25 protein-coding genes are annotated in these 22820 nt (G+C 36.4%); 5 read left to right on the top strand and 20 right to left on the bottom strand.

The features are described from left to right. Nucleotides 1-138 precede the first annotated feature (138 nt). Nucleotides 139-2871 (bottom strand): HAD-IC family P-type ATPase, encoded by a 2733-nt coding sequence (locus KO464_01855; protein ID MCC7572116.1) that lies wholly within the window; start codon nt 2869-2871, stop codon nt 139-141. Between the two features lie 280 nt (nt 2872-3151). Between KO464_01855 and KO464_01860 the strand changes: the two genes are divergently transcribed. Both KO464_01860 and KO464_01865 read left to right on the top strand, forming a co-directional pair. Further along, the gene (locus KO464_01860; GenBank protein ID MCC7572117.1) at nt 3152-3868 is read left to right on the top strand and encodes a hypothetical protein; all 717 of its coding nucleotides are present in this window, start codon (nt 3152-3154) and stop codon (nt 3866-3868) included. Between the two features lie 102 nt (nt 3869-3970). After that, nucleotides 3971-4825 (top strand): CPBP family intramembrane metalloprotease, encoded by an 855-nt coding sequence (locus tag KO464_01865; protein MCC7572118.1) that lies wholly within the window; start codon nt 3971-3973, stop codon nt 4823-4825. Here the strand turns inward: KO464_01865 and KO464_01870 are convergent. Genes KO464_01870 through lysW form a run of 10 tightly spaced genes read right to left on the bottom strand, consistent with a single transcriptional unit; the run spans nt 4796 to nt 13919 of the window. Further along, nucleotides 4796-5836 carry a M20/M25/M40 family metallo-hydrolase gene (locus KO464_01870; GenBank protein MCC7572119.1) on the bottom strand — a complete coding sequence of 347 codons (1041 nt, stop codon included), beginning with the start codon at nt 5834-5836 and terminating at the stop codon, nt 4796-4798. The genes KO464_01865 and KO464_01870 overlap by 30 nt on opposite strands. Next, a complete protein-coding gene (locus KO464_01875) occupies nt 5823-6986 on the bottom strand; it encodes an aspartate aminotransferase family protein (GenBank protein ID MCC7572120.1) in 1164 nt (387 codons plus the stop codon). Before KO464_01875 ends, KO464_01870 begins: the two co-directional genes overlap by 14 nt. After that, nucleotides 6983-7771, bottom strand: coding sequence for a [LysW]-aminoadipate kinase (locus tag KO464_01880; protein MCC7572121.1), 789 nt, complete (start codon nt 7769-7771; stop codon nt 6983-6985). The genes KO464_01875 and KO464_01880 overlap by 4 nt, the downstream gene beginning before the upstream one ends. Before the next feature lie 8 nt (nt 7772-7779). Continuing rightward, on the bottom strand, nt 7780-8799 hold the full coding sequence (argC, locus tag KO464_01885; GenBank protein ID MCC7572122.1) for an N-acetyl-gamma-glutamyl-phosphate reductase: 1020 nt from the start codon (nt 8797-8799) through the stop codon (nt 7780-7782). 5 nt (nt 8800-8804) lie between these two features. Beyond that, nucleotides 8805-9647 carry a lysine biosynthesis protein LysX gene (gene lysX, locus KO464_01890; protein MCC7572123.1) on the bottom strand — a complete coding sequence of 281 codons (843 nt, stop codon included), beginning with the start codon at nt 9645-9647 and terminating at the stop codon, nt 8805-8807. 4 nt (nt 9648-9651) lie between these two features. Next, complete coding sequence (locus KO464_01895; protein ID MCC7572124.1) at nt 9652-10647, bottom strand: isocitrate/isopropylmalate dehydrogenase family protein; 996 nt, start codon at nt 10645-10647, stop codon at nt 9652-9654. Beyond that, on the bottom strand, nt 10637-11140 hold the full coding sequence (locus KO464_01900; protein ID MCC7572125.1) for a 3-isopropylmalate dehydratase small subunit: 504 nt from the start codon (nt 11138-11140) through the stop codon (nt 10637-10639). Before KO464_01900 ends, KO464_01895 begins: the two co-directional genes overlap by 11 nt. Next, nucleotides 11140-12378 carry a 3-isopropylmalate dehydratase large subunit gene (locus KO464_01905; protein MCC7572126.1) on the bottom strand — a complete coding sequence of 413 codons (1239 nt, stop codon included), beginning with the start codon at nt 12376-12378 and terminating at the stop codon, nt 11140-11142. The genes KO464_01900 and KO464_01905 overlap by 1 nt, the downstream gene beginning before the upstream one ends. Further along, a complete protein-coding gene (gene lysS, locus KO464_01910) occupies nt 12362-13756 on the bottom strand; it encodes a homocitrate synthase (protein MCC7572127.1) in 1395 nt (464 codons plus the stop codon). The genes KO464_01905 and lysS overlap by 17 nt, the downstream gene beginning before the upstream one ends. Before the next feature lies 1 nt (nt 13757). Beyond that, entirely contained in the window at nt 13758-13919 is a 162-nt protein-coding gene (lysW, locus tag KO464_01915) for a lysine biosynthesis protein LysW (GenBank protein ID MCC7572128.1), read from the bottom strand. Nucleotides 13920-14032: 113 nt separating this feature from the next. On the opposite strand from lysW, the gene KO464_01920 reads away from it, so the two are divergent. Next, nucleotides 14033-14443, top strand: coding sequence for an Lrp/AsnC family transcriptional regulator (locus tag KO464_01920; protein ID MCC7572129.1), 411 nt, complete (start codon nt 14033-14035; stop codon nt 14441-14443). 4 nt (nt 14444-14447) lie between these two features. After that, complete coding sequence (locus KO464_01925; protein ID MCC7572130.1) at nt 14448-14825, top strand: response regulator; 378 nt, start codon at nt 14448-14450, stop codon at nt 14823-14825. Here KO464_01925 and KO464_01930 read toward each other — a convergent pair. Together KO464_01930 and KO464_01935 are read right to left on the bottom strand one after the other, a co-directional pair. Beyond that, nucleotides 14803-15930 carry a DUF1297 domain-containing protein gene (locus tag KO464_01930; GenBank protein MCC7572131.1) on the bottom strand — a complete coding sequence of 376 codons (1128 nt, stop codon included), beginning with the start codon at nt 15928-15930 and terminating at the stop codon, nt 14803-14805. The two genes, KO464_01925 and KO464_01930, sit on opposite strands and share 23 nt — an antisense overlap. 9 nt (nt 15931-15939) lie before the next feature. After that, nucleotides 15940-16542 (bottom strand): flavodoxin family protein, encoded by a 603-nt coding sequence (locus KO464_01935; GenBank protein MCC7572132.1) that lies wholly within the window; start codon nt 16540-16542, stop codon nt 15940-15942. A 105-nt stretch (nt 16543-16647) separates the two neighbouring features. Between KO464_01935 and KO464_01940 the strand changes: the two genes are divergently transcribed. Further along, entirely contained in the window at nt 16648-16977 is a 330-nt protein-coding gene (locus tag KO464_01940; GenBank protein MCC7572133.1) for a thioredoxin family protein, read from the top strand. On the opposite strand, the gene KO464_01945 is transcribed toward KO464_01940, so the two are convergent. The 7 genes from KO464_01945 to purE form a co-directional block, all read right to left on the bottom strand. Continuing rightward, complete coding sequence (locus KO464_01945; GenBank protein ID MCC7572134.1) at nt 16970-17437, bottom strand: hydrogenase maturation protease; 468 nt, start codon at nt 17435-17437, stop codon at nt 16970-16972. The genes KO464_01940 and KO464_01945 overlap by 8 nt on opposite strands. A gap of 1 nt (nt 17438) precedes the next feature. Continuing rightward, nucleotides 17439-17852: a hydrogenase iron-sulfur subunit gene (locus KO464_01950; protein ID MCC7572135.1), complete on the bottom strand. Its 414-nt coding sequence runs from the start codon at nt 17850-17852 to the stop codon at nt 17439-17441. Continuing rightward, nucleotides 17852-18745 (bottom strand): CoB--CoM heterodisulfide reductase subunit B, encoded by an 894-nt coding sequence (locus KO464_01955; protein MCC7572136.1) that lies wholly within the window; start codon nt 18743-18745, stop codon nt 17852-17854. The genes KO464_01950 and KO464_01955 overlap by 1 nt, the downstream gene beginning before the upstream one ends. Further along, nucleotides 18732-19280, bottom strand: a complete 549-nt coding sequence (locus tag KO464_01960) for a 4Fe-4S dicluster domain-containing protein (protein MCC7572137.1) — start codon at nt 19278-19280, stop codon at nt 18732-18734. Before KO464_01960 ends, KO464_01955 begins: the two co-directional genes overlap by 14 nt. Further along, nucleotides 19277-21256: a CoB--CoM heterodisulfide reductase iron-sulfur subunit A family protein gene (locus KO464_01965; GenBank protein MCC7572138.1), complete on the bottom strand. Its 1980-nt coding sequence runs from the start codon at nt 21254-21256 to the stop codon at nt 19277-19279. Before KO464_01965 ends, KO464_01960 begins: the two co-directional genes overlap by 4 nt. Before the next feature lie 128 nt (nt 21257-21384). Continuing rightward, complete coding sequence (purM, locus tag KO464_01970) at nt 21385-22392, bottom strand: phosphoribosylformylglycinamidine cyclo-ligase (GenBank protein MCC7572139.1); 1008 nt, start codon at nt 22390-22392, stop codon at nt 21385-21387. Then, nucleotides 22393-22770 (bottom strand): 5-(carboxyamino)imidazole ribonucleotide mutase, encoded by a 378-nt coding sequence (gene purE / locus KO464_01975; protein MCC7572140.1) that lies wholly within the window; start codon nt 22768-22770, stop codon nt 22393-22395. Between the last annotated feature and the right edge of the window lie 50 nt (nt 22771-22820).

Below are 22820 nucleotides of genomic sequence, written 5' to 3' on the forward strand. Positions count from 1 at the left end.
TTTGCGAGGGGCAAAAATGCACCCCCCCTAATCACTAACTCCATAGTATGCACCTAATGCATTTTAATGCCAATTTATTTCTTTTTAAAGGTTTCGGTTATTTTTGCCTAAAATTTAAAAGAAAATAAAAATATTTTATTATATAGTAGTTTTTTTAGTTTCTAGTTTTCTAGCAATGTATTTTTCTATTTCAACCACAATGAAGCTTGTTGTTGCGACTAGAGTTAAAGGAATCCACCATATTGCTGGAAACGGAGCAGTTCTAAAAGGACTTGTTCCGAACAAAGGCTCTGAGTAGACTAAGATGACTTGTAAGACCAAAGTAGTCAATGCCCCAAGTATTAACCATTTATTTCTAAGTGGATTTATTTTAAACGCAGTACCCTTTAGAGATCTTGCTGTGAAAAGATACCCTACTTCAATCATTATTATTGTTGTGAATGCAATTGTCTGTGCCTGTGGCATAAATTCAAGAGCATTATCTACAGTCTTAAAGAATAGCAGAAACATTGAAAATATCATTGTCACTTCAATGATAGAAACTATTCCTACTCTTCTTATAAAGAACTTGTTGAATAGTTTTTCATTGGGGTCTCTTGGCGGTCTTTGTAATAATCCTTTTTCAGCTGGCTCCCATATAAGAGGAATTGCGCATGCAATAGCGATAATTAAATTGACCCATAATATCTGTACTGGCTCTATTGGTAATCTATGGCTAAAAACTGGTATTAATGGAGCTAAGAATAATGCACCTGCCATCGCAAGTCCTTGACCTCCATTTGTTGGCATTATGTACAAGATAACTTTCCAGATATTATCATAGACGTGTCTACCTTCTTCAACAGCATCAACAATAGTAGCAAAATTATCATCAGCTAAAATTATGTCCGATGCTTCCTTGCTTACCTCAGTTCCACCAATACCCATAGCAACGCCTATATCTGCAGCCTTCAAAGCTGGGGCATCATTCACACCATCTCCTGTCATTGCAACTATATGTCCTTTTCTCTGAAGTTGTTTTGTAATTCTATACTTATGCTCTGGCTCGACTCTTGCGTATACTGAAACATTATTAACTACTTCGAAAAGTTGATCATCTGTCATTTCTGAAATCTCTTTTCCTGTCAATACTTCGTCTTCACCATCACCTATCTTTAGTTGCCTTGCAACAGCTTTTGCTGTTAAGGCATGGTCTCCAGTAATCATTATGGAACGAATCCCTGCTGTTTTACATTTTTCTATTGCATCAATAGCTTCTTTTCTGGGCGGATCTATCATACCTTGGGCGCCAACAAAAGTTAAATCAGAGATATCTTTTTCATCGAGTGAAAGTTTATCTTTAGGAACTTTCTTATAAGCCATGGCCAATACCCTCAAGGCATCCTTGGCCATATCTTCTACATTCTTCAATATTAATTCTTTATCTAACGGTAATTTTTTCCCATCAACTAGTTGATTCTTGCAAGATTTTAGAATTCTTTCGGGAGAACCTTTTACATAGATGATGTTCTCTTCCCCATCTTCATGCAATGTTGCCATGTACTGCTGTTTTGGCTCAAATGGTATTTCATCTAATTTTAGAAGTTTTTCATCGACACCAGCTTTGATTGCAGAAACAACCAATGCTGCTTCTGTATGACTTCCTTTAGCAATATATCTTTCTTTTTCTTTTAAAATCCCAGAATTATTGCATAGAAATCCGGTTCTTAAAGTTTGTATTAATTCAGGTGTTAACTTTGCTTGAGTATTTCCATCTTTTTCTAAGATTTGGCCTACTGGTTCGTATCCTACACCTTCAATAAAATACATTTTGTTTCCACTAAACATTCGGACAGCTGTCATCTCATTTTTGGTCAGAGTTCCAGTTTTATCCGAACATATTACTGTCACACTTCCTAAAGTTTCTGCAGCTGGTAAGTTTCTGACAATAGCATTTTTTCTTGCCATAACGGTGGAACCGACTGCAAAAGCAGCGATTATAGCTCCAGCAAGTCCTTCTGGTATCAATGCCACAATCATACCAATCATGGCGAGAAACATATAGACAATTTCGTATCCCTCTAGTATTCCCAACCCAAACATCAGTACTCCAAATGAAACAATTGAAATAATCAATAACTTGACAAATGCAGAAATCTTTTTTAGTATTGGAGGAGTTGTCTGGCCAGAGCTTTTCATGAGCTTTGCTATTTTTCCAATTTCAGTTTCTTCTGCTGTTGCATATACGATACCTTGCCCTCTTCCACTAATTACAAAGGTTCCCCCATAAGCCATGCAGTATTTTCCTTCATTATTTTTATTATTAGGATCGTCCTCAGGCCCTTTTCGAACTGGCATGGACTCTCCTGTAAGCATTGATTCATCTAAGTGCAAACTCTTTGAAGATAGTATCCTAAGGTCGGCAGGGATTTTATCTCCAGATTCTATAATTACGATGTCTCCTGGGACAAGTTCTATTGCAGGGATAATCTTGTGTTCTCCATCTCTTATTACCTTGCATTTATCAACAAGCATATCCTTAAGAGCGTCAATTGAGGCTTCAGCTTTCCCTTCTTGGATAAAACCAATAATTGCTGTTGCTAAAACAACACCTACGATAACCCACATGTCCATTATAATGTCTTCTTCTCCCATGAAAGCCCATAGGAAAAAGCATGCCAATGCTGCAACTATAAGAACAATTAGTAAAGGATTATTAAATTGCATTAAAAATCTTATAAGCGGCCCTCTTTTCTTGAATTTAATTTCATTATATCCATATTTTTCGAGTCTTTTGGTCGCTTCATCAGAAGAGAGACCGCCCGTGGATGTTCCCAACTTCTTTAGTATGTCATTACTAGTTAATTTACACCAATCTAATTTTGTTTCCACAAACATCCCTCCTTTATTATTTTTATTTTACCAGATGAGGTAATTAACTTCTATTTATAAAATTTTCGTTTACCCTAATTTTTCTCCTATTCATTACGTTTTCATGAAATGTTTCAACCTGAGATATTATATTCAAAAAACTAATCACTGCCTATTTGTTCAACTTATTAAATATTTCATGAATATATATTTAATTTATTTATAATTATTAATCCGTAATCTTTATAAATCTCCAAAATTTTGACCATTTGTTCCTTAGTAGAACTAGGAGGATGTTCTGATGGTAAGAGAATTAATAAAAAATCTAAACCAAAGGAGCATTTTAACACTCCCAATTCTCTCTATTTTAGTTTTGGGAATGATAGGATGTGTCTTTGAAAAAGATAGTGTATCAGAAAGCGAATTACTAATAGTTAAGGCAAATCAAGAGCTTATACAATCTACCAAAAACTTGGATATATATCTTGAGAACATATTAGGATTAAACGAAGAGGATCTAGCTACTTACATTTTTGACTTCAGAACTTACGAAGAAGGTATAGCAAAAGGCCAATATTTTGTGAATAATTACAACTTCTTCGATGAACATAAATTACTCTTAGAAGAGATAGAAGTCAATAACAGTAAAGCTTTAGAATTATTCGACCAAGCTTTAAATACAGGCCCTGATAGCGTTGAAGAAGAATATATCCTAATGAAGATATCAGTGATTAGTAAATATAAAGAGGCAGTTACTATTTCAAAAAATCTTACTGAAAAACAGGAAACATTTAAACGCTACCTTGATAATTCGCTCAGTCAAAGCATGACTACATGTACCCCATGTGGGGATGTACCAAAAGCGATTGGATGGAAAACTGCAATACCTGCTGACTGGATGAATGCCAACATTTTTTCATTAAAGAACCAGATATCACAAACGCTTGCTGAAGCTAAAACTATCGATAACGAAGCAGAAGAGTTCTGGAATTTAAAATCTAAATCCAAATTAGAATAAATATTTTATTTCTTAATTTTTAATTAAAAATTGAACTCTAAATTCCGGATTCAATAATAACTTATTTAAACAATTTAATAATATAGTGATAGGCTGAGACTTATGGAATCCATTATTAATAATTCTAATGATCGTTCAACAAAAGGAATTATTTATTTTGTATTAATTACCTTTATCGTTACATATCTAATGCTTGCATTTGTTTATATTAATGGTGGGCTTACATACCAGAATACATTTGCATTTCTAATTGCCATGATGTTTGTGCCTCTAATTGTATCTGTTATACTTACCAAATTCTATCTTAAAAGAAAACTTTCATCTTTTGGAATAAACAGAGGCAAGAGTATTAAATATTATTTAGCAGCATACTTCTATCCTTTTTTAGCCATTGGACTCGGAGTTCTTCTTTTTCTAATAATGGGTCTTGGAACTCTTAGAACTGACATTAATTTAATATTCCCAAATCAGTTGGGCATTCCTATCTATATTTTTTTAATCAACTATTCAATTGCGCCTATTTTTCCGAACTCTATATTTGCATTTGGTGAAGAGTATGGATGGCGTGGATACCTTCAAGATCTTTTACTTGAAAAATTTTCTATTCTAAAAACTCTAGTGATAACAGGAGTTATCTGGGGACTATGGCACGCACCTTTAATTGCAATGGGATATAACTATCACCAATATCCTTTACCGGGCGTATTTCTCTTCACACTTTGGACTATATTTGTAGGGATATTTTTTGGGTGGTTAAAAATTAAATCAAAATCAGTTTTGACTGCAGCACTTGGGCACGGTGCAATAAACGCCTATGTTGGATTTGGGATAATCTTTGCACAAACTAATAACCAGCTCTTAGGGGTACCTTTTGGAATACCGGGGCTACTAGCATTCCTACTACTTGCAATAATATTTCTTTGGGATCTAAAGAGAAGTTATCCCAAGGAGTTCTGATATTGCCGTCTCTAAGATATCAATGGATTTAAGATACTCGTCAGTGTCGATACATTCCATATCTGTATGATCTAAAGATGAGTCACCTGGACCATAGGTAACTATGTTCTCTGTCAATCTAACAAGGAGATTCATATCGGAAGATCCTGTTTTTTTCTTATATTTCGGGGAAAATCCATTTTCCCTTATAGCCTTTACTAATGTTTTTGCAAGTATGTTATTCTTTGAAGTGATTACTCCATTGACGCCTTCGACTAGCTCAATTTCACCATCAAGCAGTTGGTTTATTTCTTTCAATACCTCCTGATGTGATAATCCTGGAGGAACTCTAAAATCTATGGTAACTCTACATTCACTTGGTACCACATTACTATCGGACTCTGCGCATATTGAAGTTGGCGAGTAACTAAGTGACTCAAAAAGAGTATTTCCTTTATGTAAATTAGAAACTTTATTTGAAAAATCTATGAACTTTTGGATTGGATTTTCTTCTTCTGAAGATGAGTGTGAAGCCTTACCTTCGAACAATACCTTCAGTAGCAATCTGCCTTTGTAACCTATTGTGATACCATCAGCAGAACCGGGTTCACCTAAGAATATGAAATCTGCTTTTACTTTTTTCATTAATTCCATAGTGCCCCTGGAATTTGGGGCCTCTTCCCCAGTAACCCCAGCAAAGATAAGTGTTCCTTTAAATTTTTTATTTTTGAACCTAATAAAGGCAGAAAGTAGAGCTGCAAGAGGCGATTTGGCATCACATGCACCTCTACCGTATATCTTTTTATCTTCAACTCTAAAAGGAACTTCTCCACTAACTGTATCCATGTGACTTGTTAGAAGAATGTAAGGCGAGCCGGAACCAATCGTTGAAATAACATTCCATTCCTTATCCTGCTCAACATTAAATTTTATATTTTTAAGAAAATTAAACAAAAAATCAGAAACTTCTTTCTCCTTTCCCGATGGACTATAAATTTTTATTATATCTTCAAGTAGTTTAATTTCTTCCAATAATTTCACCCGTTGCCTCTACAACCCTATCAATATGTTCCTTTTCAATTATTAAAGGCGGGAGGTATCGGACTACAAGTTTCCCTGCTGTAAGTGCAAGTACTTTTTTCTCCATAAGTTGTGCAAGATAGGGCCCTACCTTCTGCTTCATCTCAATTCCAATCATAAGGCCAAAACCTCTTATATCTTTGTATACACTTTCATCGATATTCTTCTTCAGCTGACCTAAGAAGTATTCTCCGTTTTCTTTTGATCTTTCTACAAGCTTTTCTTCCATTAGAGTCCTTATTGCTGCAAGTGACGCGTTACATGCAAGAGGATTTCCCCCAAATGTAGAACCGTGTTCGCCCTTATCAAGATTTGATAGATCTTCCCTGATAACAGTCGCTCCCATAGGTATACCGCCGGCTATTCCTTTTCCAAGACATAATATATCTGGTGAAACATTGTATCTATTTATTGCAAAAAGTTCTCCAGTTCTCCCAAATCCTGTCTGGACCTCATCCACAATCATCAATATTCCTTTTTGATCACAAATTTCTCTGATACCTTTCATAAACTCCACGTTGGCGGGTTTAACTCCACCCTCCCCTTGGATGGGCTCTACAATAATTGCAGCGGTATCGTCTGTAATTAACTCTTGAAGTTTTTCTAAATTATTGTAAGCTGTATGGCAAAAACCTGGTATCAGGGGCAAGAAAGGTTTTTTGTATTCAGCCTTCCATGTAGCTGAAAGTGCCCCCATTGTTCTTCCATGAAACCCAAATGTGAATGAAACAATGTCAGTCTTTCCAGTGATTTTTCTTGAAAACTTTAATGCAGCTTCAACAGCTTCCGCACCAGAGTTTGATAAAAATGATTTTGTAAGCCCTTTCGGAGTAATTTCAGCTATTTTTTCCAAAAGTTCTGCTCTCTTGTCATTATAAAATATTTCAGGGCATGAAATTAATTTATCAGACTGCTCTTTTATAGCTTGGACTATTTTGGGATGAGAATGTCCAAAAAGACAAACTCCATGGCCTGCCACACAATCTATATATTCATTTCCTTGGCTATCATAAAGATAGACACCCTTACCTGAAATAATTTCAATATCTCTTTTATAGTAGACTCCGCTACCATATTTTTCTTCTAGATCTTTATAGATCATCTTGAAATCACCGTTCTCTTGCCATTCAAGGCATTTTCTAATGAATTATCGAGATTACCTCTTGCAATTATTACTCGGGGACTACCCTTTTCTACAGCTTCTTTGGCAGCAAGAAGTTTTTTTTTCATCCCTCCGTCTGCAAATTGATAGGCTTCCTCAATTTGTAATAAATTAAGTTCTGTTACAAGATTTCCATCTTTTAGAAAACCATCAACATTTGTCATGACCACTAGATCAGCAGATAAAGCAGATGCTATAGAGGCAGCCACCCTATCTCCGTCGGTGTTCACAATATCTCCTTCAAGACTGATTGCTAAAGGGCAGATAATGGGCAAATATCCTTTTTCAAGCAACATGATAATTAAGTCTTTATTGACATTTTCAACTTTTCCCGTGTAATCGTCCTTTAATATTTTCTTTTTTCCATCTTCAATGATCTTAATAGAATCTTTTCTCTTGGCAAGCAAGACTTTTCCATCAGCACCTGATAATCCAAAAGCATTCGCACCTGATTTTTGGAGTAACTTTACAAGTTCTTTGTTTATCTTTCCAGCCATTACCATTTCCATGATTTGGACTGTTTCAAGATCGGTGTATCTTGATCTAAAACCAGAAACAGATGTAACAAACTTTGTTTCTTTTCCAAGCCTTTTTGAGATTTCTGTAGTCTCATATGACCCTCCATGAACGACAATTATTTTTTCCTTTTTTGATAGCTCGGCTATCTCTTTTGCTAAGCTCTGTACCTCTGTACCAAGGCTTCCTCCAATCTTTATTACAATCATCTAGTCACCTAAATTGGATGATATCCGATATATTTTAGACCGGTATCTTCTTCAAGACCGTACATGATGTTCATGTTCTGAACTGCAGCACCTGCAGCACCTTTCATAAGATTATCAATAGCTGAAAAGACTATCATCCTTCTGTTTTCTCTATCAAGTTCAAATCCAACTTCACAGAAGTTTGAGCCTGTTAGTATTTTGGGGTCAGGATGTCTGTAAATTCCTTTCTTCTGCTTTACAACTCTAAAGAACTTATTTTTCTCAGAAAACTCTCTGTATATTCCTCTGATCTGTTTTTCATCATAAGGCTGATTTAAGAAGAGATAAGTTGTCGTGAATATTCCTCTTACCATCTCTATGGCATGTGGTGCCATCGTGACTTTGAACCCAGTCTCCTGCTCAACTTCAGCTATATGCCTATGATAAATTGGTGAGTAACATCTTATCGCCCTTGATCTTTCTGGGTGATGACTTGAAGCGCTAAATGAGTCTCCTGATGCAGAAGAACCAATCTTACTATCAATTACTATTCTTTCCTTGTCAATGTTAAGATGGCTAAGCGGGTATAGGGCCATAATCATTGAAGTTGCAATACAGCCTGGATTTGCAACTAGTGTTGTCTTCTTTATTTCTTCTCTATGGATTTCAGGAATACCATATACAGCTTGGTCCAGCAACTCTGGGCATTTATGGTCAAGACCGTACCATGATTTGTATACATCTTTGTCTTTCAGTCTCAAATCTGCCCCTAGATCGATTATCTTTACGCCTGTATCATAAAATTCCCTAAGGTAGTCCATTGAAACACCATGGGGAAGACAAAAGAATACTAGATCTGAATCAAAGGATTCTTTGATTGATGAGAATTTAATGTTAAATCCTCTTAAATTTGGATGAATCATATGCACATAAGAGCCAGCATTTGACTCTGACGTGATTCTATCAAGTGTTACTTCAGGATGATTTACCAATAGTCTTAGTAACTCTCCTCCAGTATACCCTGAAGCACCAATAATTGAAACTTTCATTTTAATTACCTCTTTGCTACTTCAATAACATAATCAACTACTTTACCTGGTATATTAACACCTGTTGGTGCAATACTATTCTTAAACTCCATAGTATAATTGACTTCATTTACTAAAAGCTTTCCTCTGTCTTCTAATAGATCAATTGCAACTACTCCGCCACCAACAGCTTTTGCAGCTTTAAGACAAATTTCCGATATTTCATCAGTTAACGGGCAATTAGAGGCAACTCCACCGCGGGCTGTATTTGTTATCCAGTGTGGAGAGTTCCTATATATGGCCCCTATCACTTCATCCCCCACCACAAAAGCCCTGATGTCTCTCTCAGGTTTTTTAATGTACTCTTGAATGTAAAATACTGAGTGATGGTATGAACCAAGTATGATTTTATGCTCAATTATACTTTCAGCTGTTTCCTTGTCATTTACCTTTGCAAGTAGTCTTCCCCACGAACCAGTCGCAGGTTTTAATACAACAGGATACCCTATTTTTTCTATCGCTTCAAGGGCTTCTTCAGCTGTAAATGCAATATATGTAACAGGAGAAGGAACTTTGTGTTTTGTCAAAGCTAAAGTTGTTAAAACTTTATCTCCACAGGTACTAGCAGTGTGATAAGTATTGACTGTATTGATTCCCATCTCATTTAATACTTTAAGGGAGTAAAGGGCTTTAAGATGACTTATTTCTCTCTCCAATACTACATCATAATCCATTTTTTCGAAATCTGTTATATTGAATATTGCACATCTCGTATCCATTCTTTCTACTTCAATCCCTCTATTCCTAAATTCTTCGAGTAAAAACTTCTCGTCGTGTCTGACTCTTGAATAAAGCATTCCTATCTTCATCTAATCACTCCAAATTATTGATTACTGCCTCAGTAAAAGCCAAAGTTCCAAGATTTCCACCCAAATCTTTTGTTATCTTACCTTCAGCAAATGTTTTGAAAATACTATTTCGTATTCTGTCTCCTTCTTTCTTTTCTCCAAGAAAGTCTAGCATCATTGCAGCTGAAAGAAAAGTTGCTGTTGGATTAGCAATATCTTTGCCAGCATATTTTGGTGCTGAGCCATGAACAGGTTCAAAAAGTCCTGTTTTTTCACCTATATTTCCTGAGGGCGCGATGCCAAGGCCGCCTACAAGTTGAGATGCTTCATCAGATAATATATCCCCGAATAAATTAGTTGTAATAACTACATCAAATCGTTCTGGCTCTTTAATCAATCTCATTGCCATTGCATCTACAATTACTTCTTCAGTTTCTATATCTGGGAATTTTTCTGAAACTGATAGCACAGTTCTTCTAAAAAGCCCACAAGTCTTTCTCAATACATTTGCCTTGTGTACCACAGTAACTCTTTTCCTGTTATTCTCTTTTGCATATTTGTACGTAAACTCTGCAAGTCTTCTTGAGGCTTTTTCTGAAATGTGTCTTTCTGCTATTGCGACTCCATTCTCTTCTCTTTCAATTCCCTTATACATACCTTCGGTGTTTTCTCTCATTATGACTATATCGATATTTGATCTTGATATTTCCACAGGTAGACTTTTTATCGGCCTTACATTTACGAAAAGATCAAGCTCTTTCCTTAAGGTAACAATCGCACTCTTATAGTCAGGTATGTCTGGGGGTGACGAAACAGCCCCAAAAAAAGTTGCATCTGCATTTCTACATGCTTCAATTGTTTTTTGTGGAATTGAAGTTCCATTTTTTAGATAACAATCATACCCTGCCTCTGCATAAGAGTAATCAAAATCAAGATTAACATGTGAAAGTAACTTTAATCCTGCATCAATTACATCATTTCCTATACCGTCTCCTCTGATAACGCATATTTTATATACCATCTTCTAGCTCACCTATGTCATGATTTTTCAAGAAATTGACAATACCGCCAGCATCAATAATTTTCAGAATAAATTCTGGAAATCCTTGTGATCTGATCTCTTTGTCAGTATTTAGTATTTTGATTCGCCCTTCCTTTAAGTTGACTTGAATCTCTTCTCCATCTTGGACAAGATCATATAGCTCATCCGAAATCATAATTGGAAGGCCTATGTTGATGCAGTTTCTATAAAATATCCTTGCAAAGCTCTTTGCAATAACAGCCTTTACACCAGAAGCCTTTATTGCAATTGGTGCATGCTCTCTTGATGAGCCGCATCCAAAGTTTTCACCTGCAACTATGAAGTCACCAGTCTTTACAGTCTTTGAAAAATCTGGCCTTACCTCAAAAAAGCAGTGCTCAGCAAGTGCTTTTGGATCTGTTGTCACGTTGTATCTGCCTGGTATGATTTCATCAGTATTTACATCATCACCGAATCTGAATATTTTCCCCACTACATCACCTCTCTTGGATCTGTGATTTTTCCTGTAAGTGCAGTTGCGGCAGCTGTTGCTGGAGATGCTATTATAATTTCGCCTTTGTCTGAACCCATTCTCCCTATGAAATTCCTGTTCATAGTTGTAAGGGCCCTATCTCCTGGTGCAATTACTCCTTGGTGTCTTCCAATACATGGCCCACACCCAGGATTACAAACCATTGCCCCTGCATCCATGAATATTTTTATGTATCCTCTATTCATTGCCTCAAAGTATACCTCATTTGATGCTGGAACAATAATAGTTTTAAGAAGCGGGCTTAACTTCTTTCCCTTGAACATCCTTGCAGCAATTTCTAGGTCCTCTATTCTACCGTTTGTGCATGTTCCTATGAATACTTCATCAACTTCTGTCCCTGCATACTTTTCTACAGGATAGACATTATCTACCCTTGGAGAAACAGCTAGCTGGGGTGTTAGGTCATCAACATCAAATTCAAAGACTTTCTCATAATTTGGATCTTTTGGAACAATTTCCTGATATGAGTATCCTCTTGACTTTAGAAATTTCTCTGTTACTTTGTCAGTTTTTATCAATCCTGTCTTTCCCCCCATTTCGATTGCCATGTTAGTGAGGGTAAGTCTATCTCCTAACGCCATATTCTCAATTGTTTCTCCACCAAACTCGCATGCCTTGTAAGTAGCACCCCTAGCACCGACTTTCCCTATAATTTTTAAGATCAAATCTTTTGGGTACACCCCCTTAGCAAATGATCCATTAACATCAAAGTAGAACGTTTCTGGAACTCTAAACCAATTCTTTCCAGTAGCGTAAGAAACACCAATATCAGTTGATCCTACTCCAGTTCCAAATGCTCCAAGGGCACCATAAGTGCAGGTGTGTGAATCTCCACCAATAATCACTCTACCTGGTATGACAAATCCTTTCTCAACAAGAACCTGGTGGCAAATCCCTTCCCTAAAGAAGTTCTTTACGCCTTCTTTTTTTATGAATTCCAACACTTCTTTCTGTAATGTGGCACTTTCAACTGATGCCGGTGGCTGGACATGGTCAAAGATAACAACAATCCTGTTCTTATCATACAATGGTTTGCCTGTATTTCTCAATGCTTTGATTGCAAGCGGTGTCGTATTGTCATGACTCATCGTTACATCTATATCGACCAATACAATTTCTCCAGCCGACACATCTCTAGAAAGTTTCTTAGAAAAAATCTCTTCAGCAACTGTTCCCATTAACCTCACCATATTTCTTTAGAACTACTCTCGTACTTGTTGCAAGAACTCCAGGAATACTTCTTATATCTTCTATCAAGTTATTGAGCTCTGCAACATTTTTTAACGATGCATAGATTGAGATATCTTCGTCTCCAGACATTTCGTAGAGCTTTTCAACACCCTTCATGTTCTTTATTTTTCTAGAGATCGATGTTGTGTATATATGGGCCTCAAGCCTTAGGAACAAAACAGCATCAACTCCAGTTGGTATAGTCACGGCTTTAACACCAAGCACCTTTTCAGCAATGTCTAGGATATCTGTTTCATGCACAATCTTTCTTTCGTCTCCTACCTTCTTAATTTCATGAATTATCTTTAATAAATCTTCATCATTGGCCTCAATTCCATACTGATTTAACTTTGACATAACCGCCCTTCTGCCAGCGAACTTATCGACAATTATCTTCCTTTCCTTCCCAACCATCTCCGGTGAAAAAGGCTCGTAAGTAGATGGATTCTTTAAAACACCATCTGTGTGGACACCACTTTTGTGTGTGAAAGCATTATCCCCCATTATTGGCATCAGTGGGTAAACATATATCCCTGTTATCTTTTCTACATATGCGGAGATTTGTTTTAACATCTTAAGATCATATTTTAAGTTTTCATTATCTAAAATGTGAGTAGCCACTACAAAGTTAGATAAATCTACTATACCTGTTCTTTCTCCTATACCATTCACTGTGGTGTGAACACAATCAGCTCCAGCCCTAACACCTGCCATAGCATTTGCAACAGCAAGTCCAAAATCATTATGGCAGTGAACATCAATTCCAACAGGCTTTAAATTACTTTTAATAGTCTTAACAAGATCATAAAAAATGTGGGGTTGCATAACCCCAACGGTATCTGCTACACTTATTCTGTCAGCCCCAGCATCAATGGCAGCATTACAGATTTCAATAAGATAATCGAATTCTGTCCTTGTGGCATCTTCGGGTGTGTACCTGACTTTAAGTCCGTGGTCTTTTGCATATTGGACACAATCTACTACTTTCTCTATTGCTACTTCCTTGGTCATCTTTAATTTGTCTTTAAGATGAACATTAGAAGTTGCAAGAAATATTGCAACTCTGTCAACTTCACAGTCAACAGCCATTTCTACGTCTCCCTTGACGGCTCTGACATGTCCTACTATTTCTGCCTTGAGTTCCTCTTTCACAACCTTTCTGATAAACTCTTCAATCTTTGGAGAAACGTTAGGATGACCTACCTCTATCATGTCAACCCCAAAATCGTCAAGCATCTTAGCAAGTGCCATCTTTTCATTGATTGTAAAAGAAACGCCTGCGGTCTGCTCGCCTTCCCTTAAAGTTGTGTCCAATATCTTGACCATTTTATTCTCCCCAATCCTCTTCTTCTTCAGGGGCAACTTCTAGTACTAATGGGTCAAGGCTTATTATTTCAAGCTCTATTCCGCACTCAGAGCACTCTACGATGTCCCCTACTTCTGGATTTTCTATTTCAATAACGCAACTACATTCTGGACATTCTCCCATCCAAATCACCTCGATGGCATTAATCGTAAACTCCTTTTAAGTTTTACGGTTTAAAATAGTATGTAAACTACGATAATCGAAATATTTTTAAAGCCAAATACAGATCTTATCCTATGGACGAACTGGATATACAAATATTATCGATTTTAGAAGAAAACTCTAGGATGAAGAACACTGAGATAGCAAAACTACTATCCGTTTCTGAAGGATCTATCCGAAGGAGGATTGATAACCTTATCGAAACAGGTATAATCAAAAACTTCACTGTTGAAGTTTCTACAAATTTTGGATTTATTTCATTGGTGCTCTTAAATACACATACTCAAGAATCAACAGACGAGATTGTAAAACAGATCATGAAAATTGAGGGGGTAAAAAGGGTATACGAAACAACAGGCGAATGGGATGTTGTAGCCTATGTTTTATGTAATTCACCAAAAGAGTTTAATATTATAATAGAAAATATCAGAAAGCTTAAAGGCGTCAATAAATCAACTAGCCTTACAGTGTTGAATGTATTGTAGTGATATTATGGTAAAAATACTACTCGTTGATGACAATCAAGATTTTTTGGATATATTGAAACAAGGTCTTCACACGCATGAGGTTTTACTTGCAAATAATGGATTGGAAGGCGTAGAGACTTACAAAAAAGAATTACCGGATGTTGTCGTAATGGACATAAAAATGCCCGTTATGGATGGTATTAATGCCACAAAAGAGATAATTAAGTTTAATCCAAATGCAATTGTTATAGGTGGCACGGCTTATACAGAATTACAGAAAGATCTATTTGACGCGGGTGCAAAATTTGTTCTTATCAAACCATTCTCAATTGATTCAATAGAAAAAATAATAGAAAAACACGTTTTAAAAAAGAGGCCTAGGACAGGATATTATAAATAGATCCTTTTTCTAGAGCTTCTCTTAGCTCCATCCCTATTCGTTCTCCATAACTAATTTCTCTGCCATAGAGGTATCCTGTGTGTGGAGTGAATTTTGTTCCAGGGCTTCCAGGGATTCTCATAGAAACATCAAATATGACTATTTCTTCCTTTCCTTCATATGATGCCACTGCCCCTTGGAGTGCAAAAGGTCCTATTATTCCAGGCGGATATTCCTTCTTTGTAACACTTACAAATTTCTCTCCAATATCAAAAGCCTTTTCTAAGATGCTTTCTTTTGTAGTGCAAGTTATATGGCCTGTTTCAATCATTTTGGGTTTAACGTATTTTAAGACTTCAAGTTGCTCATTTGCAGGGAGTCTTAAAATACCGTCTAGATTAGTTTGTCTTCTGGTGTCTGTACCCATAAGTTCTAACTCTTCGTTAGTATTTGAGTAGAAGAAATTGAAATTAGTTTGAGCGCCCAAGATATACTCTTCAATTACGGCCTTTTTTAATGCTTCTTTTGTTATCATCCCTTTATCTATTAATTCCTTGCTTTTCTGTTCATATTCCTTGGGAGAGGATGCAAAGAAAAAGGCCCTTTCATACCCTCTTATAGCCTCTGAGACCTTTACAATTACAAGTCTATCAATTTTATCAGGAGATGAGAATATCTTTGGGAATCTGATTCCTGCTTTTTCTAATAGATAATACTGATTTTTTGGTACATCTCTTTCTTCAAGCTTTACAAGCCCTCTTGTTCCATATATAGGAACGAAGAAATCATTTTCTATTCGTTCAAAATCGAAGTAAACCCAGAAATACCTGTTGTGTATGAAAATAGTGTTCATTTCTCTAAGCTCTTTTTGAACATCTTTATTTGTAATATCTTTGAATGATTCTAGGACAACAACTTCATCAATACAGCCTCGGCCATCCCTAAATTTGTAATACTTTGAATATGTCTGTTCTCTACCTTTTTGACAAACTGCAACTGTGTCGAATCCGTATTTTTTTACACCGCTTGAAATATCAAGGGCAGAATGTCCTCCCAATACACCTATAGTTATATTATCGAGATCATAGCTGCTCAGGATATTCTTTATATCCTCCTGATCTATCATAAAATAACCTTACCAAGTTTTTATTTCCTCTTTAGCTTCTCCTTTAATGAGCTTTAGTACCTTTATCATGTTCTTTGCTGTATTCTGAGAGGTCTTTATGCCATATTCATCTTTATCAGAGTCTCCAATATTATAACCAAATCCAACACCGCCATAGTGCGATGTCGCCTCATCTGCAACAACGATTGAATTATGTATCAAGAAGAAATTGAAAATCTGTTGTAGGGTAGTTTCCTGCCCTCCGTTTCTAAATCCTCCTACAGAAATTCCAGCGCCAACCTTATTTCGAAGTTCAAATTTTCCCCTAAGTGCTCTGGTCCTGTCCATAAAAGCCTTCATCTGTGCAGACACTCCGCCCAAGTATACCGGCGAGGCAAGTATAATTCCGTCAGCACCTTTTATCTTATCGTACAAAGGTGTCATATCGTCTTTCTGAATGCAAATTCCAGTATCCTTACATCCTCCACATGCTTTACAAGGGGCTACTTTCATTTTTCCAACATGTACAAGTTCTGTTTCAACTCCAAGCTCTTTACATGTTTCAAGTGCTTTCTTCAATAGAAATAAAGAATTACCCTCTCTAGGGGATCCACAAACTCCTAGTATTTTCATATAGTCCCTCCATTTGCTTAATGAATGTTTATTTATAAAAATGTTTTGTAAGAATCATATATAAATTTTTATAAATAAAGTACTAGTATCTGGTGTAGTGTTGTAATGGAAGAAATCGATGAGATAAGACAGAAGAAGATGAATGAACTAAAAGAAAAATTTTCAGGTGAAAAGAAAAGAGTACTAGTTGAAGTCCTAGCTTTATCTGGATGCTCTCATTGCCCAGCAGCGGCTGAAATGGCTTATAGAGTTGCATCGCAATATGATAATGTTGATGTAGCCATAGTTAATATTGCAACTCCTGAAGGAAATTCAAAAGCAATAAAACTTGGCGTTATGAGTGTACCAGCAATTGCCATAAATGGCAAACTCGCCTTCGTTGGAACACCACAAGCAGATATGATAATGCATAATGCCATAAAAAAGGCTATGTAGCTAAATCTTTTATTTTATCTTTTATCTCTTCTAATATACTTATATACGACTCTTCAAGATTAGATGTGAACTCATCTGAAAATGTGAATGGGTCCTTTATCCCTATTGCACAAAAAAGTATTTCATTTGGCATTCTTTCCGGAGAGACCTTCATTCCAAGTTTCACCATAGTCGAAAAGTTTGTTGAGTGAGGTGAAGATGTTTCCGGTATTGATAGGATATCTTCTAATGTAAGATAAGTAATTTTTCCAATATTATCCGAGATAATTGAATCGACAAATATCGCACAATTATAATCTAAAATAGAATCCAGTAGTTCAATACCTGAAGAATAGAAAATTTCAAAGATTATACTCCCATGTTCACTGAAATATTTTTCTAAATCCTCAACAATTTTTGGCCCTATTCTATCATCTTTGAGATAGGGATTTCCAATGCCAAGGACTATTATTTTTTTCATTTCAAACTCTTATTGGATTTGGCCCTAATTCTCTTATTTTTTCAGTGAATGCAGTCATAACTTCGGAGAATTTCTTTCCTTCTGAGGCAGAAATCCAGAATATCTCTAATCTTTCAGGTTCAATTCCCATATCTGCAATTAGTTTTTTTAACAATGTGATTCTTTTTAAAGCCTTAAAGTTCCCTTGCTGATAGTGACAATCAGTTGGTATATGGCATCCTCCGACAAACACTCCATCAGCACCCCTAGCAAATGTTTCAAGAATAAAAGCAGGGTCTACCCTTCCCGAACACATTAGTCTTATCATTTTGATGTTTGGGGGATAGCTGTATCTTGAAGAGCCTGCTAAATCGGCGCCTGCATATGTACACCAATTACAGACAAAACCTATAATATTGGGCTCAAATTTATTCATCAGTCAACACCATAAAATTTTTTTATGAATCCATCTCTTGGAGTTTCAGAAATGGAAGCAATCCTCTTTTTTGGAAGGCCCATTGAAAGCCCGAGAAGTTGATTATAGTAAAAAACAGGTATGCAGAAATCTTCACCCTTATCTCTTAAACCTTTCTGACCTAAATCAAACTGAAGGAAGCAGAAAGGACATGCTGTAACAATACAGTCTGGGTCTGAATATTTAATGTTCAGAAGTTTTTTTTCTAAAATCTTCAAAGTAACATCGGGATTATTTCCTCTCATCCCCCCTCCTGCACCACAACAAGATAGTTTCTTCGGGTAGTATACACTTTCCATACCTAGTGCTTCAACTAAGGCATCAAGTTTGTGAGGCTTTTCAGGATTTTCAGCCATTAGATGGTCTGAAGGTCTCAATAGATGACAACCATAATGTACAGCAGCCTTGGCACCATCTAATTTTATCTTCGTAGCCTCCTTAATTCTTTCAGGACCAATATGGTCGTGAAGTATTTCAACTAAATGATATACATAAATTGTACCCTGATACTTTCTTCCTATTTTACTGAGTATCATATTTACTTTTTCTCTTTTTTCTTTATCACTCTTCAAAAGAATATTGCTATTCTTAAGATAACAAAAACACCCATTGCAGACTGCCATTAAATCTTTATTCATTGATTCGGCTATCGATATATTCCTAGCACTCTGCGCAAGTCCTGAAATTTCTTCAACTGACCAGAACGCACCACCAGGAGGGCAGCATCCTGCCCCAACCATATCATAGACATTGACCCCCAGAAGTGGCATTGTTTCTCTTATTGAATTTTCGATATCGGGATATCTTAATGGAATAATGCATCCAGTGTATAATGCATAATCAGTCGCAGGCAATCACATCATCTCCTTTTGACTTCCAATCCTTTCCTATCTTTAGTAATGAACCAGCATTAGTGGAATCAACTATTTTTTGGATTTCAATTATATATTTCTTGTTTGAACCTGCGGTCTTTAGTGGTGGCGCATCAACTTTTTCTCTAAGCTTTACGCCCTTTTGAACTGTAACTGCATGCCCAAGATGATAAATATTATTGGCAACTTCAACTTGAGCTTCTGGAACAATACCTTTTTCTGCAGAAATCCTTCTTAGCGCAAGTACAACTTCTGTCGGTCCGGCATTTTGAGGACACCTTTCCAAGCACATAAAGCAAGTAGTGCACAGCCATATTGCCTTTTTATCCAATATTTGATCGTCAAGGCCTAAAAGAACCTGATGCATAGTTCTTTTAATTTTATGATCAGTATCGCTTGCAACAGGACATCCTGAAGCGCACATCCCGCATTGAAAGCATTCGTAAACTCTTTTACCACCATATTCAATGACTTTATTTACTAGCTCTTTGTTAGTGTTGTTAAGAACAATTTTCATTTCATACCCTCCGTAAGAGCCAAAATTTGCATCCTAACTTGCTTGCTTGTAAAGTGATTTGCCTTGATAGCTCCAGAGGGGCATGCTGCACTACAGACTCCACATCCTTTACAGAGGGCGATATCCACTTCCATTTTATCTTCTTCTGTATATTTAATTGCCTTGTAAGTACAAAGTGACTCGCAAGTTCTACATTTTGCACATAAATCATCGATTATTTGAGCAAAGAGAGGTTCTATTTCTATCTCTCCTCTAGCCATAAGAGATGAAGCAGCAGAAGCCGCCGCTTTTCCTTGGCTTACTGCATCTGGGATTTCCTTTGGCCCTTGGCATGCACCAGCAATAAATATCCCATCACTGTCTGTACCGACGGGTTTCAATTTTGGATGTACTTCTTTGAAAAATCCTGTTTTATCAGTACTTATATTCAATAAATTGGCAATTCTCTTTGCATCTTGAGAGGATTCCATTGCAACAGCTAAAATAACAAGATCTGCAACAACACTTATCTGTTCTCCGAGGGTGTCATCATCGCCTGAGACCTCCAATCTATCTCCAATCGAGTCAACCTGACTTATCCGGCCTCTTATGAATTTTACTCCTTTTTCTCTAGCCATTCTATAATACTCTTCATAACCCTTCCCAAAACACCTTAAGTCAATATAATGGATGAAAATGTCTATATCAGGATATTTTTCCTTTAAAAGTCTAGCATGTTTTATTGAATATGTGCAGCAGATTCTAGAGCAATAATCATTTGTCTTTTCATCTCTTGAGCCGACACATTGTATAAAAGAAATTGTATGTGGTTTTCTACCGTCTGAAGGTCTCAAAATCTCTCCTTTTGTTGGGCCTGAAGCGCACATCATCCTCTCAAGTTCTAGAGAAGTTATCACATTTGGATGGTCATATTCATACTCAGCTTTTCTATTAGGATCAAATAGGTCATAACCAGTTGTGACAATAATACTTCCAACATCGAACTCAACAAATTCATCTTCATTTTTTGAGATATCGATAGCACCGACTTGACATCGTTTTTCACAAAGCTTACACTTGATACACTTGTCTTTGTCAATAACTGCTTTCATTGGTATTGCCTGCTGAAATTGTATATAGATGGCCTTTCTTTTGTCCATGTTGCAGTTGAATTCGTTGTCAACCTTTATGGGGCACACTATGTTACATTCACCACAACCGTTACATTTTTCCCAGTCTACCGATGTCTGTTTTTTCTTAACAACAATATGATATTTTCCGATATGTCCGGAAACATCTTCAATTTCAGAATATGTAAGAACCTCAATGTTTGGAGTGTTTGAAACCTCCACCATCATTGGCGCAAGAATACACGCAGAACAATCATTTGTTGGAAATGTTTTGTCTAATTGAGCCATTTTACCCCCGATGCTTGGGTCTCTCTCAACAATGTATACATTATACCCACTACGGGCTAAATCTAGTGCGGCATTAATACCGGATATACCACCACCTATTATCAGTGCAGATTTTAAAACAGAGAGTTTTCTATCTTCTAAAGATTCTAATACAGAGGCCCTATATACCCCACTTTTAACAAGCTGCTTTGCCTTTTTAGTTGCATTTTCTTTATCTTTAATATGGGGCCACGAGCACTGATCCCTAATATTAACCTGCTCATAGAGGTATTTATTCAAATTAGCCGATTCCAGAGTCTTCCTGAAAATCTCTTCATGTGTTCTGGGTGAGCAGCATGCGGCAACGACCCTGTTAACTCCTTCTTTTTTTATATCCTCCTTTATAATGTTCTGTCCTTGTTCAGAGCAGAGGTAGATATGTTCTCGCACAACAGACACATTATCTATTGTTTTAGAATAGTTAACAACTTCATCTATGTTCACGCTACCAGCTATATTAGTGCCACAATGGCACACATAAACGCCAATCTTAGGAAAATTAATATCTTCTTTTTTTTTCTTTGACTGGGATTTTGCCATCATACCACTCCACAAACTTTCAAGAAAGGATTATCGAAAGATATAATATTAGATTACCCTAATCTGTTGATAAACTGAAATACCGTTTTTATGTCTTTTGGTTTGATTTGAAAATTACACTAAATAAATCATAAAATAAAAGACTTATTCAAACCTTTAACATATACTTTTATATTATCCCCCTCGATTACTTTTCCTATTAAATATGAATGGTAGTAATTATTTAATATTTCTAGGGTTTTATCTTTATCTTCTTTTGAAACAACTATCATAAACCCAGTTCCCATATTAAAGGTTCTGTACATCTCTTCAATCTCTATTCCAGTATCCATTATTTTCTTGAATATCATTGGTGGTTCAGGCAACTCAAGCTCGAACACCATACCTTTTTTCAATCTTTTAAGATTTAGAAGGCCGCCTCCCGTTATATGCGCCATTCCTTTAACCTTGACATTTTCAATTAGATCTAAGACCTGTTTAACATATATTCTAGTTGGGATTAAAAGTTCAGGATAATCTTCTTCACCTAAAGCTTTTCTTGCAAGAGTCAGTCCATTTGAATGAACCCCTGATGAGGCAATACCAATAATTACATCCCCCGGGACAATATCTTTCCCAGAAATTATTTTGTTTTTTTCAACTACACCAAGGCAAGTTCCAGCAAGATCAAACCCTTCTCCATCACCCTTTATTATATCTGGCAGAGTTGCAGTTTCACCACCAACTATCGGCATATCTGATTGCCTTGCGCCTTCAAGAAGTCCTTTTGCAATTTCGCCCAAAATATACTCTGAAGTTTTCTCCAATGCAATATAATCCACAAAAGCAATTGGCGCCGCACCGTTACATATGACATCATTAACATTCATCGCAATTACGTCAATTCCCACCGTATCATATTTATTCAATTTTTGCGCAACAAGAACTTTTGACCCAACACCATCAGTAGCCAGTGATAACGCATACTCTCCAAATTCAATGAATCCTGAGAAACTTCCTATACCCCCAATAGCTGCACCAATCTTTCCTTTTCTAAATTTAAGAGTTTCTTTGATAACTGAAACTAGAATACCAATAGATCTTTCTTCAACTTTTATATCCACACCCGATGATTTATAATCTTTGGGAGTTGTCAATTATTTCACTCCTAGAATCCTCATCGCAAGGTATGCTGCATTTTCGCCATTATCAATTCCCACACATGCAACTGGAACACCTTTTGGCATCTGGACTATCGAGAGCAGTGCATCAAGGCCACCCAATTTAGAAGAAACAGGTACACCTATAACAGGTTTTTTTGTGTGAGACGCAACAACGCCTGGAAGTGCAGCGGCAAGTCCAGCTATAGTAATGAAAATATCATAATCTCTTTTAGCAAGTTCTGCCACTCTTTCGGGTTCTCTGTGAGCTGAGGCATATTGAATTTCATATTCAACATTATTTTCATCAAAAACTTTCTTTACTTTATTAACAATCTGTTCATCACTTTTTGAGCCGGCTATAATTAGAATCATGTATCAAGAAAGGTGTTTGGATTAAAAAGATTTTTGTTTAAAAATATTAA

This window comes from Methanofastidiosum sp. (assembly GCA_020854815.1).
Lineage (GTDB): Archaea > Methanobacteriota_B > Thermococci > Methanofastidiosales > Methanofastidiosaceae > Methanofastidiosum.

Excerpts from the sequence above, each read along its gene's own strand:
- KO464_01860 (MCC7572117.1), top strand. The coding sequence starts at position 3,152 with ATGGTAAGAGAATTAATAAAAAATCTAAACCAAAGGAGCATTTTAACA.
- KO464_01865 (MCC7572118.1), top strand. The coding sequence starts at position 3,971 with ATGGAATCCATTATTAATAATTCTAATGATCGTTCAACAAAAGGAATT.
- KO464_01875 (MCC7572120.1), bottom strand. The coding sequence starts at position 6,986 with ATGATCTATAAAGATCTAGAAGAAAAATATGGTAGCGGAGTCTACTAT.
- KO464_01880 (MCC7572121.1), bottom strand. The coding sequence starts at position 7,771 with ATGATTGTAATAAAGATTGGAGGAAGCCTTGGTACAGAGGTACAGAGC.
- argC (MCC7572122.1), bottom strand. The coding sequence starts at position 8,799 with ATGAAAGTTTCAATTATTGGTGCTTCAGGGTATACTGGAGGAGAGTTA.
- lysX (MCC7572123.1), bottom strand. The coding sequence starts at position 9,647 with ATGAAGATAGGAATGCTTTATTCAAGAGTCAGACACGACGAGAAGTTT.
- KO464_01895 (MCC7572124.1), bottom strand. The coding sequence starts at position 10,647 with ATGGTATATAAAATATGCGTTATCAGAGGAGACGGTATAGGAAATGAT.
- KO464_01905 (MCC7572126.1), bottom strand. The coding sequence starts at position 12,378 with ATGGGAACAGTTGCTGAAGAGATTTTTTCTAAGAAACTTTCTAGAGAT.
- lysS (MCC7572127.1), bottom strand. The coding sequence starts at position 13,756 with ATGGTCAAGATATTGGACACAACTTTAAGGGAAGGCGAGCAGACCGCA.
- lysW (MCC7572128.1), bottom strand. The coding sequence starts at position 13,919 with ATGGGAGAATGTCCAGAATGTAGTTGCGTTATTGAAATAGAAAATCCA.
- KO464_01920 (MCC7572129.1), top strand. The coding sequence starts at position 14,033 with ATGGACGAACTGGATATACAAATATTATCGATTTTAGAAGAAAACTCT.
- KO464_01930 (MCC7572131.1), bottom strand. The coding sequence starts at position 15,930 with ATGATAGATCAGGAGGATATAAAGAATATCCTGAGCAGCTATGATCTC.
- KO464_01935 (MCC7572132.1), bottom strand. The coding sequence starts at position 16,542 with ATGAAAATACTAGGAGTTTGTGGATCCCCTAGAGAGGGTAATTCTTTA.
- KO464_01940 (MCC7572133.1), top strand. The coding sequence starts at position 16,648 with ATGGAAGAAATCGATGAGATAAGACAGAAGAAGATGAATGAACTAAAA.
- KO464_01945 (MCC7572134.1), bottom strand. The coding sequence starts at position 17,437 with ATGAAAAAAATAATAGTCCTTGGCATTGGAAATCCCTATCTCAAAGAT.
- KO464_01950 (MCC7572135.1), bottom strand. The coding sequence starts at position 17,852 with ATGAATAAATTTGAGCCCAATATTATAGGTTTTGTCTGTAATTGGTGT.
- KO464_01960 (MCC7572137.1), bottom strand. The coding sequence starts at position 19,280 with ATGAAAATTGTTCTTAACAACACTAACAAAGAGCTAGTAAATAAAGTC.
- KO464_01965 (MCC7572138.1), bottom strand. The coding sequence starts at position 21,256 with ATGGCAAAATCCCAGTCAAAGAAAAAAAAAGAAGATATTAATTTTCCT.
- purE (MCC7572140.1), bottom strand. The coding sequence starts at position 22,770 with ATGATTCTAATTATAGCCGGCTCAAAAAGTGATGAACAGATTGTTAAT.